This window comes from Curtobacterium sp. L1-20, assembly GCF_048755855.1.
Lineage (GTDB): Bacteria > Actinomycetota > Actinomycetes > Actinomycetales > Microbacteriaceae > Curtobacterium.
In genome coordinates, this window is record NZ_CP151473.1 from 1,424,814 (window position 1) to 1,440,662 (window position 15,849).

Genomic DNA, 15,849 nt, shown 5'->3' on the forward strand with positions numbered 1-15,849 from the left:
AGCGACCGTCGTCACTTGTCGACGAGCGTGACCTCGAACGAGTAGCGGTCCGGCCGGTAGCAGTGCACGCCGTACTCGACCGCGCGCCCCGAGGCGTCGTACGCCGTCCGGCTCATCGTGAGCACCGGGTCGCCGTCCTCGATCTCGAGGAGGGCCGCCTCGTCGTCGGTCACCGCGCGGGCCCCGATCCGCTGCTTCGCGACGCGCATGGTGACACCGCGGCCGCGGAGGAGCTGGTAGAGCCCGTGGGTCCGCAGGTCCTCGTCGGTGATCTCGAGGAACTCCGGCGGCAGGTAGTTCTCGAGGATCGCCATCGGCACGTCCTCGGCGAAGCGGACGCGGCGGATGTGGGCCACCGTCGTCCCCGGAGCCACACCGAGCGCCTCGGCCACGGCGTCCGGCGCCGGGACGTCGTCCCGTGCGAGCAGGGTCGTCGCCGGGGCCTGCGAGCCCTGCGCGAGGTCGTCGTAGAGGCTCGTCAGCTCGACCTTGCGGGTCACCGGACCGTGCACGACCTGCGTGCCGATGCCGCGGCGCCGCACGAGCAGGCCCTTGTCGACCAGGTCCTGGATGGCCCGACGGATCGTCGGTCGGGACAGCCCGAGGCGCTCGCCGAGGGCGATCTCGTTCTCCAGCCGCGCTCCGGGAGGCATGGCACCGGACCGGATCGACTCCTCGATGCGCGAGGCGACCTGGAAGTACAGGGGCATCGGCCCCGACCGGTCCAGGTCCATGAACAGGTCGGACGGCAGCTGGCCATCGTTGGTCATCGCGGTCCTTCGGGGGAGTGCGGGTCGGCAACGGTGCCGAGGGAATGTCATGACAATACCACCGGCGCTCCGTCGTCCAGAGCTGCACCCGGCAGGACCCGAGGCGTACCTCGGGGTCCCCGCTGATCGACTCGAGGCCGCGCCGGTCAGCGCTCGACGACCGTCCGCAGGGTGGCCAGACCCTTCTCGAAGTCGCCACCGACGAAGCGCTCCATGTTCATGAACAGGTTGACGATCCGGGACATCGCGGTCACCGGGCTCGTCATCGTCCACACGACCGTGGTGCCGCCGGGCACCTCGTCGAGCCGGAACGCGGTGGTGTTCTCCGACGCGAACGGCGCGGTGAACCGCAGGGCGATCTCCACCTCGTGCGGGGTCACCCGTCGGACCGTCATGTCTCCGCTCCCGGCCTTGCGGTTGCCGCGCCACGCGTAGGTCGACCCCACGGCGCCCGGTTCGCCGCCGTACTCGCGGTGCAGGTCGGGGTCCCGCCCCTCCCACGGCGACCACGCCTCCCACCGGTGGAGGTCGGCGAGGTACGGGAGGATCGCCGCTGCCGGCGCGGCGATGACGGCCTCACGCTGCACGGTGCTGGTCGCTGCCATGCGCTGAGCGTAGTGGCCGGGTCGCTCAGTCGGCGAAGATCATCGGCCGGTTCGACAGCCGCGGCTGCGGCGTCGTCCGCGGCTTCTCCGCGCGCGGACGGACCGGCGCGATGTGCACGCGGGTGGCAGCGCCGAGTGCCTCGACCGTGTCGGTGCCGTGGTGGCCGGCGGCGTGCACGACGATCGCCGCGCAGGCCTCGGCGTCGGCCGCGGCGTCGTGGTGCTGGAACCCCTCGAAGCCGGCTGCGCGCGCGGCCATCGGCAGGCGGTACGAGTCGAGCGTGTAGGTCTTGCGGGCCACCTGCAGCGAGCACAGCGAGTGGTGCTCGGCGATGTCGATGCCCGTCGCCGAGCAGCCACCGGCGATCACGCCCATGTCGAAGCGGGCGTTGTGCGCGACGAGGACGTCGCCGGCAGCGAAGGCCACGATGTCCGGGTACTGCTGCTCCCAGGACTTCGCGTGCAGGACGTCGGACGCGACGATGCCGTGGATGCGCGTGTTCCACTCGAGGAAGGCGTCGTGACCGACGGGCGGTCGGATGAACCACGAGGCCCGTTCGACGACCTTCCCCGCGCGGACCTTGACGAGTCCGACCGAGCAGGCGCTGGCGGGCGAGCTGTTCGCGGTCTCGAAGTCGATCGCGGTGAAGTTCAACGGCACGGGTCCGATCGTCGCACGCGGTGCCGACATCGTCGGAACCCGGGTCGGCGTTGCGTGCCCTGCTCGTCACGTCCCGCCGCGTGTGCCCCGAAGCGGGAGTACCGCCGGGGTGGCCACAGCCGTACGCTGCCCGCATGGGGGATCCACGCGACATGGACGAACTGCTGGCCGGCGCCGAACGCGTCGAGGCGCGGGACCGGACGGCGCAGCGGGTGGTCGGCCTCGGCGCCGCACTCCTCGCGTGCGGCGCCACCGTCGCGGTGATCGTCGCAGGCACCGCCTACGGCTTGTGGACCGGGTTGTGGGTGTTCCTGCTGTCCGGCTGGCAGCACTGACGCCGTCGGCCGGGAGGCGCGGGTCGGCCCCGTCACGCTGCCGCCGGTAGGCTGTCCTCCCGTGGCACTCACCATCGGAATCGTCGGTCTCCCGAACGTCGGCAAGTCGACCCTGTTCAACGCCCTGACCAAGAACCAGGTCCTCGCGGCGAACTACCCGTTCGCGACGATCGAGCCGAACGTCGGTGTGGTGAACCTGCCGGACCCGCGGCTCGACCAGCTCGCGGAGCTCTTCCACTCCGAGAAGACCGTGCCTGCGCCGGTGTCCTTCGTCGACATCGCCGGCATCGTCAAGGGCGCCAGCGAGGGCGAGGGGCTCGGCAACAAGTTCCTCGCGAACATCCGCGAAGCCGACGCCATCGCGCAGGTCGTCCGCGGCTTCACCGACGACGACGTCGTGCACGTGGCGAACAAGGTCTCCCCGAAGGACGACCTCGAGGTCATCAACACCGAGCTGATCCTCGCCGACCTCGAGACCATCGAGAAGGCGCTGCCCCGCTACGAGAAGACCGTCAAGCTCAAGCAGGCCGAGCCGATCGTGCTCGAGACCGCCCGCGAGGCGAAGGCCGAGCTCGAGAAGGGCACGCTGCTCTCCGCGACGTCGATCGACCTGTCGCCGATCGCCGAGCTGGGGCTGCTGTCCGCCAAGCCGTTCATCTTCGTCTTCAACGTCGACGAGGCCATCCTGACCGACGACGCCCGCAAGGCCGAGCTGTCCGCGCTCGTCGCCCCGGCCCAGGCCGTGTTCCTCGACGCCCAGGTGGAGTCCGAGCTCATCGAGCTCGACCCCGCCGACGCCGCCGAGCTCCTCGAGTCGACCGGGCAGACCGAGTCGGGCCTCGACCAGCTCGCCCGCATCGGCTTCGACACCCTCGGCCTGCAGACCTACCTGACCGCCGGCCCCAAGGAGTCGCGGGCGTGGACGATCGGCAAGGGCTGGAAGGCACCCCAGGCCGCCGGCGTCATCCACACCGACTTCGAGAAGGGCTTCATCAAGGCCGAGGTCATCTCGTTCGCGGACCTCATCGAGGCCGGGTCGATCGCCGAGGCGCGGGCGCACGGCAAGGCCCGCATCGAGGGCAAGGACTACGTCATGCAGGACGGCGACGTGGTGGAGTTCCGCTTCAACAACTAGGCAGTCACGAGAGCAAGGGGGAGCTCATGACGCAGGACGATCGGCCAAGCGCGCCGACACGAGCCAACTTAGACGCTCGGTGGGCGCTGGCGATTTCCGTCACGCTGCTCATCGTGTTCGTAACGTTGTTCGATGTGGTCATAGTCTGGTCGACACGTCTTCAGTGGGGTCACGACGACGTGACGCCGTTCGGGTTGATCGGGCTTGTGTTCACGATCTTCGGTGTCGTCCTTGCCGCTGCAATCTTCGTAGTGCAGCAGCGAGCGGCCGCAGCGAGCCGGGCTGAGAGTCTGAAGGCGTTCGCGCGGATCGAGCGGAGCTTCACGCGCGTGAGGCAATCATTCGCCCGGGCGCAGCAGCTCAGGAGCGACCACCGGCTAACGGCTGCGCAACTAGACGTTGCTGGTGATGTCTTTCAAGACCTGCAGGCTTTACCGCCTGCGATGGTGCTCTGGGTGGACGACAACCCTCGCTGGGTCGAAAACGAGCGAGCGATCCTTGCCGCAACTGGGAGCCGCTCGGTCCTGGTGACGGACACGTTCGAAGCCTTGAAGTTGCTTGATTCGGACAACCAATTCGACCTTGTGATTACGGACATGCGCAGAGGAGACGAGGCATTGGCCGGGTATGACCTCCTCGCCGGTGTTGTGGAACGTGTACCGGGGCTTGGCGTGATTCTGTACTCAACATCTGATGACCCGGCTCACGAGCAGCAGTGGCGCATGGCGGGCGGGCAGAGGTCGACCTATGACCCAATCGGGCTCTTCAAAGCAATCGTCGACGCGCTCCGGGGCTGACCACGGTGAACCGCTAAAGGACCCCGCGCGGCCGCCTTGGGTCGCGCCAGCGCTACTGTCGAGGTCACGGTACGTAGCTGGCTCGAATGGAGTGACCCGATGTCCCACACCGTCGACTTCGTGAACGTGTCCACCGTCGGCGTCGAGTCCTCGCCGGTCGCCGACGCCCTCGCCGGCCTGCGCGCGAACGAGGCCCGCTACTTCGCGAACAAGTACGACCACACGTTCACGACCGAGACGGCGGCCGAGGCCCCGGCACTCGTGGACTACGTCGCACGGGTACTCGACGACGAGCGCGGCATCGTCATCGCGTCGAAGCCACTCGAAGTGAGCGAGGCGGTCGTCGACGGCATCCGCTGGACGCACGTCTTCTACGAGTCCGGTCTCGCCGTCAACGTCCTCTACACGCTCGAACCGGGCGGGAAGCGCGCGGTGGGCTTCAAGCTGTCGGACGGCATGGAGGTGCCGGAGGAACTCGCGTCGTTCAAGTTCGCGCGGCAGAAGTCGAAGCTCGCGGGCACGATCCGCGGCTCGTACTTTGTCATCAAGGGCGAGCACTGAGTCACCAGAGCGGTACCGCTTCGTCGAGGACATGCGCGAAGTACGGGTCCTGGCGGAGGTCGTCGTCGGTCAGGATGTCGACGGGGAAGCCGGTTCGTTCCTCGACGCCGTGAGCGAAGCCGCCGAGATCGAAGAGCGTCGTCTCCGGGGTCGTTGTCACCAGGAGGTCGATGTCGCTGGCCGCGGTGTCGCGTCCGCGCACGAGCGAGCCGAAGACGCGCACGTCCAGGAGATGGTGCTGCTCGGCCAGCTCGGCGACAGCGCGAGCCTCGAGTGCGAGCGGGATGCTCGGCCTGAGTTGCGCAGCGGACAGGATCCGCTCGAGGACAGCGGGCGCAGGGCGTGCGGCGCACTCCTCGTAGCGACGGAGGTCAGCCGTCGGAACACCTACGGCTGCTGCGAGGCGATCCATCGACATCCCGATGTCCTGTCGGGCGGCCCGGATCAGTGTGCCCACTCCGACTGCTTCCACCGGGGCACGGTACAGGCGGTTCTGGCCGTTGCACGCACATGTTGAGTCGACGACGAGCCTGCCCACCTAGCGTCGTCGTGGGGAGGCATCGTGAAGTACATCCACTACGACAACAGCATGATCTTGACGGGCGACGCGATCGCCGACGCAGTACTCGACTACGCGGCGGTCCTCGGCGCGAACGGGAGGACCGACACCGTCGCGATCCCGGCCGTCGCCGACGACGGCTCGGTGACCCGGACCACCGTGTTGATCGGCCCGGCGAGCGAGCTGACGCTCACGGCGGCTCCGGACGACGAGCTCGAGCCGGAGGACCACGGGTTCGTCCGACACCTGCGGGACGCAGCCGGCCGCGCCGGTGACCTGCGCCCGATCGACGCGGACGGCGGCAACCGGTTCCGCGGCGCGGACGGACCGGCGGGGGTGGACGACGCGGACGCGCCGTTCACTGACCGGTCCTGACCGAGCAGGCAGTCTGCGCGCACCGGTCCCTGGACGACGGAAGCCGCCGAGCAGTGCTCGGCGGCTTCCGTGTGTGCGGTGCGGGACTCAGGCGGCGAGGGCCAGCTCGCCCACGCGGACGCTCTGGGCCTGCACGAGCGTGCGGCTCGCTTCGCCGCGCCACGAGCGGCCGGGGACGGTCCAGCCGGCCTCGCCGTCGATGTCCACGCGGGCACCACGGGTGATGAAGAGACCGAGGTCGTCGGCGGGGATGCGGACGAGGTACTCGCGCTGCGAGCGCTCGTCGCGCACCCCGAACTCGGCGATGCGGTCGGGGGAGACGGTCGGCGCCGCGAGAGCGGTGCCGATGATGGTGATTCGTTCGTTGCTGGTCATGGTGTTGCGGTACTTCCTGGTCGTTCGGCGCCAGGGCGACCCGGTGTCGGCGGACGGCTGAGTCCGGGCCGACGCATCGGGTGCGGGGCGCGCACGTCGCGTTTCAACGTGCAGCTCGTCCGTTCGGATCGAGCGGGGGTCTCGCGGGAATGCGACTCGGGTGAGTCGGCTTCGAGACGGTCGGTGTGCGCGAGTCAGATGGGTTCGCTGCAGTGCACCAACTGAAGACACTACACCACGTCGGGCTGTGGCGCCAGCAACTCGTCCCAGCGCCGGCCACCGGCCGCGACGTTCCCCGACCGGTCGAGCCGGGTGGCCGCCGAGGACGGCTTCCGCTCGGCCTGCCCGTGCACGAGACCGTCGAACGCCGTCGAGAAGTCGAGGCGCGGGACCGCGGCGGTGACCGCTCGGAGGTCGGCCGCGTCCCACCGGTCGAAGCCGATGCCGGAGACGTCGAGGGAGGTCGCGACCTCGAGCAGGTGCCCCTCGGCGTCGAGCGCCGGGTCGACGGACTGCCACATGTGCCGTTCGACGACCTCGGCGACACGACGGGCACGTCCTGCGTCCCACCCGGCTCCGAGCGCGAACACGGACCCGACGGCGCCACCGGCGTCCTCGAAGGGCACAGCGTGTGCGTCGAACGTCGGTGTCACGCCGAGGTCGTGGAGCATCGACGCGACGAAGAGCAGCTCGCGATCCGGGTCGAGGTCGATCGTCGGGGCGAGCAGTGACGCCCACGCCCACGACCGCAGGCAGTGGTTCACGAGCGCCGGCGACGACCACGCGCGGACCACGTCGAGCGCACGGGCCGCGACGGGGGAGGGCGGGGTCAGCAGCGCGTGGACGTCCAGGGCCATGACACGACGCTAGCGGACACCGCCGTGCGGACGGGAGGCGCGTGGCGGCCCCGCCACGCGCCTCCCGTCCGTCCCCGGGGTCAGTTCAACGCCGGGGTGTCCTCCGGCACGACGCCGTCGCCGTAGAGGTCGGTCGCCAGGTCGCGCAGCGCGCGCAGCGCGACGCGCTGCGTCAACGGGCCGTAGGAGATCCGGGCGACGCCGAGCGCCTCGTACTCGGCGGCGGGGAGGGCTCCCGGCAGGCCGATCACGGACAGTTTGCCGCGGCCGAGACCGGCGACGAGCCGCTCCACCACGGAGCGGTCGATCGCGCCGGGCACGAACACGAGGGCGGCACCGTTGTCGAGGAAGGCCTTGCCGCGGGCGATCGCGTCCTCGACGCTCTCGTCGATCGGACGGTCACCGCCCCGGGCGATCGCGTCCGTCCGGGCGTTCAGCTGGAAGTCGATGCCCTCGGCGCGGGCGGCGGCGGTGATCGCGGCGACCCGGGCGACGGCCTCGTCGAACGGGCGGAGCCGGTCCTCGACGTTGGCACCGACGATCCCGGCGCCGATCGCGCGACGGATCGTCTCGGCCGGGTCCTCGTACCCGTCGTCGAGGTCCGCGGTGACGGGCAGGTCGGTGGCTGCGACGATCGTGGCGGCCCCGGCGAGGGCGAGGTCGAGCGGCATCCCGCCGTCGTCGTACCCGTACGACGCGGCGATCGAGTGTCCGGCCGTGGCGATCGCCGTCGTGCCGGGGAGGTCGCTGACGACCTTCGCGCTGATCGCGTCCCAGACGTTGACGACCCGGAGGATCTCGGGTGCTTCGTGCAGTTGCTTGAGTGTGGTCGCCTTCTCGGCGGTGCTCGTGCTCATGCAGCCGACAGTAGGCCGACGGGGCGGCCCACGGCCGCAGCCGGACCCCCGGACGACGCGAGATGACGGCCGGAGTCGCGCCGCGCCTCCCGGGCGATGCATGCTGGGACGCATGGTGAGCGACGAACAGGACCCGGTCGGCACGCTCCGCGGGGTCCGCACCAGCATCAAGTGGACGCGGTACGCGCCCGACGTGCTCCCGCTGTTCGTCGCCGAGATGGACCACGACGTCGCTCCGGAGATCCGACAGGCGCTGATCGAGCGCGTCCAGCAGTCCGACCTCGGGTACCTCGACGGACCGGGGCCGCTCGCGCCCGCGTTCGCGGCGTTCGCCGCCGAACGGTGGGGGTGGGAGATCGATCCGTCGCGCATCCACCTGGCCACCGACGTCAGCGTCGGCATCGTGGAGTCGCTGCGTCTCGCCCTGCCGGACGGCGGCCGCGTCGCGATCACGCCGCCGGTCTACCCGCCGTTCTTCGAGCTCGTGGCGGAGGCCCGATGTCAGGTGGAGGAGGTCCCCCTCCTCGAGCAGTGGGGTACCTACCGCCTCGACCTGGACGGCCTCGAACGAGCCTTCGCGAGCGGCGTCGGCGTCTTCCTGCTCTGCAACCCGCACAACCCGGTGGGCCTCGTCCACGACCGGACGGACCTGCTCGCCGTCGCCGAGCTCGCCGCGCGGTACGACGTGCTCGTCATCAGCGACGAGATCCACGCGCCGCTCACCCACCCCGGCGTCGAGTTCACGCCGTTCGCCGCCGTCGCGGAGCCGGTCGGGGCGCGGAGCGTGTGCGTGACCAGCGCGAGCAAGGGCTGGAACCTCGCCGGCGTGAAGTGCTCGATCATCGTCGCCGGCGACCCGCGGACCGCCGCGCTGCTCGACACGCTGTGGGAGGAGGTCGCCTGCCGGACGAGCATCCTCGGGCTGCACGCGAACCTCGCAGCGTTCACGGTGGGGACGGCGTGGCTCGACGAGGTGGTGTCGCGGATCGTCGCGAACGACCGGCTGCTCGCGAAGCTCCTGGCGGAGCACCTGCCGGGGGTCGTCTACACCCGGCCGCGAGCAGGGTACCTGGCGTGGCTCGACTTCCGCGGGATCGGCCTCGGCGACGACCCGGCCGTCCCGCTGCGTGAGCACGCCTACGTCGCGCTGAACTCGGGGCTCGGCTTCGGTTCCCAGGGGCGGGGGTTCGTGCGGCTCAACCTGGCCTGCTCACCGGAGACGCTGCGCGAGGCCGTCTTCCGGATCGCGTCGGCGTACCCGTCGAGCGCGCAGGAGGGGTTGATCTGGCACGTCGCGTGAGGGCGCGAGCGCGTGCTTGCGCGCTGCGCGTGCCTCGGCGTCGGTCGGTCCGTGGCGTCAGGCGACGTACTGGTTGCGGCCCACGACGCGGATCGCGAGGTCGACCTCGCGCGCCGGGACCTCCTCGGTGAGGGCGACCCACTCGCGGGCGACGAAGCCGACGGACGGCCAGCGGGTGACCTCGGTCACCAGGAACCCGTCGATGAACACCTGCCACGCGCCGCGTTCGCGGACGGCCTGCACCTCGTGTGTCGCCATGCCGCGAGCGTACCGGGTCAGCCCACGCGCTTCGCGTAGTACCGCACGGTCGGGACCTCGCCCGAGGGCGTGCACCAGTCCGCCGGGCCGCGCCCGGTGAGGCACCAGCCACGACGCTCGTAGAGGCGCCACGCCTCGGGCGACTCCTCGGTCACGTCCAGGCGGAGGTGCGTGCCGGGTGCACCGTGTTCGGCGGCGTCGAGGAGGGCGTCGGCGATGCCCTTGCCGCGGTGGGCCGGGTCGACGAAGAGGCGCGTGACCTCGGCCATCCGTCCCGGCGCGGGCACTGCGACGCCGACGTGTCCGACGACCTGGTCGTCGTCGAAAGCGACCCAGGCGCCGAGCAGTCCGGCGGGGGAGATCCAGTCGCGCGGCGCCGCCGGCCAGTGGGCCGGGTAGCCGACGCCGTGCGCGCGCCAGAGCACCTCGACCAGGGGGTCGAGGTCGTTCTCGGCTCGCTCGTGGATCCGCATCTCGTCGGACGTTATCGGACGGCGGCCGACGATGGTCAGTGTTCGGTGCTCGCGGTGCTCGCGGTGCTCGCGGTGCTCGCGGTGCTCGCGGTGCTCGCGCTGTGGTCTGCCAGGTCGAGTGCCATGTGCACGTCGGCCCGTGCGTAGGGGCTCGGCGCGACCTCGTCGTGCCCGAGGTGTCGGAAGCCGAACGCCTCGTAGAGGTGCACGGCGCTGGCGAGCTGCGCGTTGCTCTCGAGCACCACCCGGTGGGCGCCGGTCGTCCGGGCGCGCTCGAGGGCCGCACCGATGAGCTTCCGACCCGTGCCGTGCCCCTGGTGGTCGGGGGAGACGGCCATCTTCACGAGCTCGACGACGCCCGGGGCGACGGGCGCGATCCCGACGCACCCGATCACCGGGCCGTCCTGTCCGAGCCGGGCGACGAAGGCGGCGCCTCCGGGCTCGACGATCTGGCCGAACGGGTCGCCGAGCAACTTGCGGTCCTCGTCCTCGAGGGTGAAGAACCGGCCGATCCACTCCTCGTTGAGGACCCGGAAGGCCTCGGCGTCCGCTGCGGAGGCGATGTCGGCGATGATGACGGGCTCGGTGGTCGTGGCGTCGGGCATGTCACCATCGTGCGACCTCGTCGCGATGTCGTCCAATACTCGTTCGCGCCGATCGATAACCTGCAAGCATGGATCACACCCCCGACGTGGACCTCCGGCAGCTCCGGGCGTTCCTCGCCGTCGCCGACGAACTGCACTTCGGTCGTGCCGCCGACGCCCTGCGGATCGCGCAACCCGCGCTGTCCCAGCAGGTCCGGCGGACGGAGCGCGCGCTCGGCGTGGACCTGTTCGTCCGGACGTCGCGGAGCGTGGCGCTCACCCCGGCCGGGCGGGTGCTGCAGGGGCGGGCTCGCTCGCTGCTCGCCCAGGTCGCCCGCGACCTCGACGAGACCGTGCGGGTCGGGCGGGGCGAGGCGGGGCGGCTCGACGTCGGCTTCGTGGTGTCGGCGCTGCCGCTCGGCCCGATCGAGCGCGTGCAGGTGTTCCGGCAGCGCTACCCGCTCGTCCGCGTGGAGCTCACCGAGGGGTACTCGTCCACGCTCCTCGCCCGGATCGTCCGCGGCGAGCTCGACCTCGCCGTCGTGCGGGACCCGGACCCGGATCCAGCCGTCCGGTGCACGCCGTTCCGCAGTGAGCGCTTCGTCGCAGCGGTGCCGCGGGGGCACCGTTTCGCCGGACGCGCGTCCGTCCGCGGCCCCGAGCTGCTCGACGACCCGTTCGTGTTCTTCCCGCCGGCGGCCGGAGCGGTCGCCACCGAGCGCAACCTCGCGCCGGTGGTCGCCGGTACCCGCCGTCCGACGGTGGTGCAGGAGGCGACCACCTGGGCGACCGTGCTGCACCTCGTCGGCGCCGGGCTCGGGGTCACGGTCGCGCCGGAGAGTGCCACCCTGGCGGCCCCGGACACGGTCGTGCTGCTGCCGCTCGAGGGGGACGATCACCGCAGCGAGCTGGTCTGGGCCGCCCGCGCGGACGACGACCGCGAGATCCTCCGGAACTTCGTCGCTGCCACCGGGTGAGTGCCTGCCGCCGGGTCAGCGGCCGACGCTCAGGCCAGCGGCAGTACCGGCGCGCGCTGGTCGCCGAGCTCGTCCTCGCGCCAGGGCCGTGTCCCGCGGAGCGTCAACCCGAGCTGCGCGAGCACGAAGCCCACGTGCGGCTCCACGTCGGGATCCCACGGGCCCTCGACCCCCAGCCCGAGGGCTCCGAGCTCGTCGTCGGCCTCGTCGCGGATCGTCATGCGCCACCGTCCGTCGCCGAGTTCCTCGACGACCGCCCACCGCGCACTGCTGAACCGGTTCACGCCCCGACCGTACTGCTGGAAGCGTGACACGTCCGCCGTTGTGCGCTAGATTGCTAGCATGGTAGCCGGAGCGAATAGTCCGAAGGTGCAGTTCAACGTGTACCTCCCCGCAGAACTGGTGCGTGACCTCAAGCACCGCGCGATCGACGAGGGCGTCTCGCTCTCCGCACTGGTCGAGCGCATCGCCTCCCGGTACGTGTCCGACACCGAAGGGGGATCCCGATGACCATCACCGTGCAGCAGATCCAGTACACGACCGACCCGTCCGCGTGGCAGGCGCTCGCACGCGCGCTCGGGCTCGAGCGGCTCGAGGACGGCGACGACGTCTGGTCCGAGTTCGCGGGGGACGGGGTCCTCGCGATCCACCGGGTCGACTCGACGGCCGACGAACGCACCGAGCTCACGCTGCTCGCCGACGGACCCGAGGCACTCGACCGCCTCGAACGCGAACTCGGCGGGGCCGGAGCCGTCGTGCGACGCACCGTGCTCGACGACGTCGGACCGATGCTCGTCGTGGACGGGCCCCTCCCGATGACCGCGACGGTCTCGGCCTCGGCGGACGTCCGAGCCGGCTCGCCGCTGACCGTGATGCCGATCTGGTACGGCAGCAGCACCGATGCGCAGGCCGCCGTGCTCGAGGCGGTCGGGCTGCGTCGTCGACTGTCGTCGGACAGTGGCGTCTGGGTGGACTTCACCGCGGTGGGCGGCGGCGCGGTCGCCCTGCACCGGTCGGACGACGAGCGCCTCGAGCTGTCCTTCGAGTACGGCGGCGACCTCGAGGTGCTCGCCGCGCAGCTGACCGAGGCGGGACACCAGCCGCGCATCGTCGACGAGGCCTACAACCGCACGCTCCTGGTCGCGCGCCCCGACGGTCCCGACCTGTGGGTGAACGGGGCCCAGCAGGACCTGTACGGCTACACGCGGTCGAGCTAGGCGGTCTTCATGATGTCCGCGGTGAAGTTGCGGACGCGACCGAGCAGCGCCTCGCCGCGCATCGCGATCGTCGCGGGCGGGTTGAGGTGCGGCGGCGCGGTGCGGATGAGCATCGGGCAGCCGAGGTCCTCGCAGATGTAGGAGCCGATGGTGTTGCCGTTCCGACCGGACTCCCCGGCGCGGGCGGCCGAGAACAGGCGGACCTGCGTGGCCGGCTGCGGGGAGTGGCAGAACGAGCACATCGCGGCGATGCCCGGGCGGAGCGACCCACCTGCGGAGCGCACGACGATCCCGACGGGGCGGTCGTCGATCCAGGACACGATGTAGCCGCGGCGGGCGGCCTGGGGGTCGCGCCAGCCGAGGAACTCGCGTTCGTCCCACAGCGTCTCGTGCAGGCCGGGGATCGGCAGCTGGGCGAGTTCGTCCGGGGTGGCGTTGACGAACGACGAGCGGATGTCTGCTTCGGTCAGTGGCTTCACGGTGCGATCACCTTATGCCTCACCGCCGACACGGCGTACTCAGGACGACATCCGGGAGGCGCGGATCGCCCCGAGCGCGCTCGTCCCGTCGGCCACGAGGACGGCCCGACGGAGGGCGTCCCGCCCGACGCGCCGCGCCGCCGCGTCGTCGGCGGCGAACTCCACGAGGACCCGCGTCGAGCGCGCCATGGCGCGCGCGCCCGGGACCCACGGGACGGCGCGCTCGATCGACTCGGCGATCCCGACCGCGATCGCGTGGCGCTGGGTCAGGTGCGCGCGTTCGTGGGCGACCACCGCCTCCAGTTCGTCCGTGCGGAGCCGGTCCGCGAGCCCGGTGCTCACGAGCACACCGCCTGCCCTGCCGGGGACGGCGCACGCCAGTGCGTGGTCCGCCTCGACGACGGCCACCGGGGTGCCGTCGATCTCGCGGTGCGGTGTCGCGCCGGACCGCATGGCCTCGCGGACAGCTTCGTGCTCGGGCCCCGGCCGGACCCGGACCGCGACCACGAAGGCGAGGACCGCGAGGAGGGCGACGCCGATGTTGAGGCCGTGCGACGGGGATTCGCCGAGCCGGAACGGGTCGGTGACCGGCCGGTTCGCCACGACCACGAGCGTGGTGCCCACGACGAACCCGACGACGCCGAGCAGCACCGCGACGGACCACGACACGAGCGCGGTGCGCGGACGGTCGATCGTCCACGCGGAACGGGTCAGGAACCGCGGCGCGAGGACGACGACCGCGAGGGCGAGCGTGATGAGGACGACTCCGACGACGACCACGGCGACCGGTCCGTCAGGAGCGCGACCGAGCGTCGATGGCGCGTCGGAGGACGTCGAGGTCGTCGGAGGCGAGCGACCCGGTGAACTGGAGCAGGGCGGCCTCGCGGTCCGTGGCGGCCGCGAGCGCGTTCGACATCAGGGACGCCGTCTGTTCCTCGCGGCTGTTCGCCGCCCGGAAGGTCAGCGGGGCGTCGTCGTGTTCCTGCCGCTCCACCTGGCCCTTGCGGCCGAGGCGGTCGAGGACCGTGAGGACGGTGGTCAGCGCCGGCCGCGGCTCGGGGAAGGCGTCGAGCACCTGCCGAGCGGTGAGCCCGTCATCCGTCCCTCCGGCCGTCGACCAGAGGGCGTCGAGCACCGCCTGCTCGAGTTGCCCGCGGGGGCGTGATCGCTGTCCTGCCACCGGGGCATTCTACGAGATGTCGAACCACGGCGCGCGACACATGCCCGTAACGCGGGCTGGGTATGCTCGTCCGCGGACAACTGAACACCGGCCGACCATCCGTCGCGGGAGACGTCGTGCAGTGCCCCGGCACACGCACGACACCGAAGGAGCAACCTCCCCGTCAATCTCTCAGGTCCAACACCGCCACGGGCAGGCCACTCTGAAAAGCAGGCGCAGTGCGTCTCGCCCACGGTGAAAGCCGCCGGACCTCGCGGGCCGCGGTGAAACTCTCAGGCACATGACAGAGGGGGAGTTCCGCCCGACGACGGTCGTCGGGTCCTGTCGATGCCAGGAGAACTCCGCAATGAGCTCGTCCCCAGTGCCCTCGTCCCCGCAGCGGTCCTCCCCGCTCGAAGCCGCGCACGAAGCCGCCGGTGCCACGTTCACCGACTTCGCCGGGTACCGCATGCCCGTCCGGTACTCGTCCGACCTCGCCGAGCACCACGCGGTGCGGCAGGCGGCCGGCGTGTTCGACCTGTCGCACATGGCCGAGGTCGGGGTGACCGGGCCGGACGCCGTCCCGTACCTGGACCACGCGCTGGCGGGCTCGTTCGGCGCGATGACGGTCGGCCGCGCCAAGTACTCGCTCCTGCTCGCCGAGGACGGCGGCATCCTCGACGACCTCGTCGTCTACCGGACCGACACGGACGTCTTCCTCGTCGTCGCCAACGCGGCGAACCGCCAGGTGGCGGTCGAGGCGCTCACCGCACGCGCGGCCGGCTTCGACGTCGAGGTCACCGACGACTCCGACACGACCGCGCTCGTCGCGATCCAGGGCCCCGCGGCCGCGGGCACGCTCGACGCCCTCGTGGTCGCCGACCGGCTCCAGCCGGAGTCGCCCCTCGACGAACTCCGCTACTACCGCGCCGTGCACGCCCTGTTCGACGGCGCCGAGGTCCTCGTCGCCCGGACCGGCTACACGGGCGAGGACGGCTTCGAGCTCTACTGCGACCCCTCGATCGCGACGGCCCTCTGGGACGCGTTGCTCGAGACCGGTGCCGACCGCGGTGTGGTGCCCGCGGGGCTCGCCGCGCGGGACACCCTGCGCCTCGAGGCCGGCATGCCGCTCTACGGCCACGAGCTCGGCACGGACGTCCGACCCGCCCAGGCCGGTCTCGGCCGCGTCGTCGCGCCCGAGGGCGACTTCGTCGGGGCCACCGGGGTGGTCCCCGCCGACGACGCCCGTGTGCTCGTCGGCCTGGTGACCGAGGGACGCCGTGCTCCCCGCGCCGGGTACGACGTCCTCCTCGACGGCGCCGTGGTCGGTTCGGTCACGTCGGGCGCCCTGTCGCCGACGCTCGGCCACCCGGTCGCGATGGCCTTCGTCGACCCGGGCGCCCTGTCCGCCGTCGCCGACGGGGCACAGGTCCTCCACATCGACGTGCGCGGGACGGCCGTCCCCAGCTCCGTCGCCGCGTTCCCCTTCTACCGCCGCCCTCAGAAAGGCTGATC

The 15,849-nt window shown here is 71.5% G+C and carries 24 protein-coding genes and 1 riboswitch; of the genes, 10 read left to right on the forward strand and 14 right to left on the reverse strand.

The annotated features are described in order from the left end of the window. Positions 1–11: 11 nt before the first annotated feature. The 3 genes from AAEP86_RS08300 to AAEP86_RS08310 all read right to left on the reverse strand — a co-directional run bounded on the left by AAEP86_RS08300 (position 12) and on the right by AAEP86_RS08310 (position 2,036). Complete coding sequence (locus AAEP86_RS08300; protein WP_420370069.1) at positions 12–770, reverse strand: GntR family transcriptional regulator; 759 nt, start codon at positions 768–770, stop codon at positions 12–14. Positions 771–916: 146 nt separating this feature from the next. Next, positions 917–1,375 carry an SRPBCC family protein gene (locus AAEP86_RS08305; RefSeq protein ID WP_420370070.1) on the reverse strand — a complete coding sequence of 153 codons (459 nt, stop codon included), beginning with the start codon at positions 1,373–1,375 and terminating at the stop codon, positions 917–919. Between the two features lie 25 nt (positions 1,376–1,400). Continuing rightward, positions 1,401–2,036, reverse strand: coding sequence for an exonuclease domain-containing protein (locus tag AAEP86_RS08310; RefSeq protein ID WP_420370071.1), 636 nt, complete (start codon positions 2,034–2,036; stop codon positions 1,401–1,403). 134 nt (positions 2,037–2,170) lie between these two features. On the opposite strand from AAEP86_RS08310, the gene AAEP86_RS08315 reads away from it, so the two are divergent. The 4 genes from AAEP86_RS08315 (at position 2,171) to AAEP86_RS08330 (ending at position 4,864) form a co-directional block, all read left to right on the forward strand. Next, a complete protein-coding gene (locus AAEP86_RS08315) occupies positions 2,171–2,371 on the forward strand; it encodes a hypothetical protein (protein WP_420370072.1) in 201 nt (66 codons plus the stop codon). A gap of 61 nt (positions 2,372–2,432) precedes the next feature. After that, on the forward strand, positions 2,433–3,506 hold the full coding sequence (gene ychF / locus AAEP86_RS08320) for a redox-regulated ATPase YchF (protein ID WP_420370073.1): 1,074 nt from the start codon (positions 2,433–2,435) through the stop codon (positions 3,504–3,506). Between the two features lie 26 nt (positions 3,507–3,532). Further along, on the forward strand, positions 3,533–4,303 hold the full coding sequence (locus AAEP86_RS08325; RefSeq protein WP_420370074.1) for a response regulator: 771 nt from the start codon (positions 3,533–3,535) through the stop codon (positions 4,301–4,303). 99 nt (positions 4,304–4,402) lie between these two features. Then, the gene (locus tag AAEP86_RS08330; RefSeq protein WP_420370075.1) at positions 4,403–4,864 is read left to right on the forward strand and encodes a phage tail protein; all 462 of its coding nucleotides are present in this window, start codon (positions 4,403–4,405) and stop codon (positions 4,862–4,864) included. A gap of 1 nt (position 4,865) precedes the next feature. Here the strand turns inward: AAEP86_RS08330 and AAEP86_RS08335 are convergent, their stop codons facing one another. Next, the gene (locus AAEP86_RS08335) at positions 4,866–5,336 is read right to left on the reverse strand and encodes a nucleotidyltransferase domain-containing protein (RefSeq protein ID WP_420370076.1); all 471 of its coding nucleotides are present in this window, start codon (positions 5,334–5,336) and stop codon (positions 4,866–4,868) included. A 90-nt stretch (positions 5,337–5,426) separates the two neighbouring features. Between AAEP86_RS08335 and AAEP86_RS08340 the strand changes: the two genes are divergently transcribed. Further along, the gene (locus AAEP86_RS08340) at positions 5,427–5,798 is read left to right on the forward strand and encodes a hypothetical protein (RefSeq protein ID WP_420370077.1); all 372 of its coding nucleotides are present in this window, start codon (positions 5,427–5,429) and stop codon (positions 5,796–5,798) included. Positions 5,799–5,885: 87 nt separating this feature from the next. On the opposite strand, the gene AAEP86_RS08345 is transcribed toward AAEP86_RS08340, so the two are convergent. The 3 genes from AAEP86_RS08345 to AAEP86_RS08355 form a co-directional block, all read right to left on the reverse strand. Then, a complete protein-coding gene (locus AAEP86_RS08345) occupies positions 5,886–6,173 on the reverse strand; it encodes a hypothetical protein (protein WP_420370078.1) in 288 nt (95 codons plus the stop codon). Positions 6,174–6,403: 230 nt separating this feature from the next. Then, complete coding sequence (locus AAEP86_RS08350) at positions 6,404–7,030, reverse strand: HD domain-containing protein (protein ID WP_420370079.1); 627 nt, start codon at positions 7,028–7,030, stop codon at positions 6,404–6,406. Positions 7,031–7,110: 80 nt separating this feature from the next. After that, entirely contained in the window at positions 7,111–7,887 is a 777-nt protein-coding gene (locus AAEP86_RS08355; RefSeq protein ID WP_420370080.1) for an isocitrate lyase/PEP mutase family protein, read from the reverse strand. Positions 7,888–7,999: 112 nt separating this feature from the next. Here AAEP86_RS08355 and AAEP86_RS08360 point away from each other — a divergent pair, with 112 nt between their 5' ends. Beyond that, positions 8,000–9,187 (forward strand): MalY/PatB family protein, encoded by a 1,188-nt coding sequence (locus AAEP86_RS08360; protein WP_420370081.1) that lies wholly within the window; start codon positions 8,000–8,002, stop codon positions 9,185–9,187. Positions 9,188–9,244: 57 nt separating this feature from the next. Here AAEP86_RS08360 and AAEP86_RS08365 read toward each other — a convergent pair whose 3' ends face one another. Genes AAEP86_RS08365 through AAEP86_RS08375 form a run of 3 tightly spaced genes read right to left on the reverse strand, consistent with a single transcriptional unit; the run spans position 9,245 to position 10,523 of the window. Further along, on the reverse strand, positions 9,245–9,445 hold the full coding sequence (locus AAEP86_RS08365) for a hypothetical protein (protein WP_420370082.1): 201 nt from the start codon (positions 9,443–9,445) through the stop codon (positions 9,245–9,247). Positions 9,446–9,462: 17 nt separating this feature from the next. Further along, on the reverse strand, positions 9,463–9,918 hold the full coding sequence (locus tag AAEP86_RS08370) for a GNAT family N-acetyltransferase (protein ID WP_420370083.1): 456 nt from the start codon (positions 9,916–9,918) through the stop codon (positions 9,463–9,465). 35 nt (positions 9,919–9,953) lie between these two features. After that, on the reverse strand, positions 9,954–10,523 hold the full coding sequence (locus AAEP86_RS08375; protein ID WP_420370084.1) for a GNAT family N-acetyltransferase: 570 nt from the start codon (positions 10,521–10,523) through the stop codon (positions 9,954–9,956). Positions 10,524–10,591: 68 nt separating this feature from the next. Here AAEP86_RS08375 and AAEP86_RS08380 point away from each other — a divergent pair, with 68 nt between their 5' ends. Next, positions 10,592–11,479, forward strand: a complete 888-nt coding sequence (locus tag AAEP86_RS08380; protein WP_420370085.1) for a LysR substrate-binding domain-containing protein — start codon at positions 10,592–10,594, stop codon at positions 11,477–11,479. A 29-nt stretch (positions 11,480–11,508) separates the two neighbouring features. Here AAEP86_RS08380 and AAEP86_RS08385 read toward each other — a convergent pair whose 3' ends face one another. Continuing rightward, complete coding sequence (locus AAEP86_RS08385) at positions 11,509–11,763, reverse strand: hypothetical protein (protein WP_420370086.1); 255 nt, start codon at positions 11,761–11,763, stop codon at positions 11,509–11,511. Between the two features lie 85 nt (positions 11,764–11,848). On the opposite strand from AAEP86_RS08385, the gene AAEP86_RS08390 reads away from it, so the two are divergent. Next, positions 11,849–11,989: a CopG family transcriptional regulator gene (locus AAEP86_RS08390; protein WP_420370087.1), complete on the forward strand. Its 141-nt coding sequence runs from the start codon at positions 11,849–11,851 to the stop codon at positions 11,987–11,989. Next, positions 11,986–12,696, forward strand: a complete 711-nt coding sequence (locus AAEP86_RS08395; protein ID WP_420370088.1) for a hypothetical protein — start codon at positions 11,986–11,988, stop codon at positions 12,694–12,696. Before AAEP86_RS08390 ends, AAEP86_RS08395 begins: the two co-directional genes overlap by 4 nt. On the opposite strand, the gene AAEP86_RS08400 is transcribed toward AAEP86_RS08395, so the two are convergent. From AAEP86_RS08400 to AAEP86_RS08410, 3 genes are read right to left on the reverse strand one after another with little or no spacing between them, the layout of a single operon-like run. Next, on the reverse strand, positions 12,693–13,175 hold the full coding sequence (locus AAEP86_RS08400; RefSeq protein WP_420370089.1) for an FBP domain-containing protein: 483 nt from the start codon (positions 13,173–13,175) through the stop codon (positions 12,693–12,695). The genes AAEP86_RS08395 and AAEP86_RS08400 overlap by 4 nt on opposite strands. A gap of 39 nt (positions 13,176–13,214) precedes the next feature. Further along, positions 13,215–13,955, reverse strand: a complete 741-nt coding sequence (locus AAEP86_RS08405) for a M56 family metallopeptidase (protein WP_420370090.1) — start codon at positions 13,953–13,955, stop codon at positions 13,215–13,217. Between the two features lie 13 nt (positions 13,956–13,968). Then, positions 13,969–14,355 carry a BlaI/MecI/CopY family transcriptional regulator gene (locus AAEP86_RS08410; protein ID WP_420370091.1) on the reverse strand — a complete coding sequence of 129 codons (387 nt, stop codon included), beginning with the start codon at positions 14,353–14,355 and terminating at the stop codon, positions 13,969–13,971. Positions 14,356–14,450: 95 nt separating this feature from the next. Beyond that, positions 14,451–14,551: riboswitch (glycine riboswitch) on the forward strand. 150 nt (positions 14,552–14,701) lie between these two features. Between AAEP86_RS08410 and gcvT the strand changes: the two genes are divergently transcribed. Then, positions 14,702–15,847, forward strand: a complete 1,146-nt coding sequence (gene gcvT, locus AAEP86_RS08415; RefSeq protein ID WP_420370092.1) for a glycine cleavage system aminomethyltransferase GcvT — start codon at positions 14,702–14,704, stop codon at positions 15,845–15,847. The last annotated feature ends 2 nt before the right edge of the window (positions 15,848–15,849 follow it).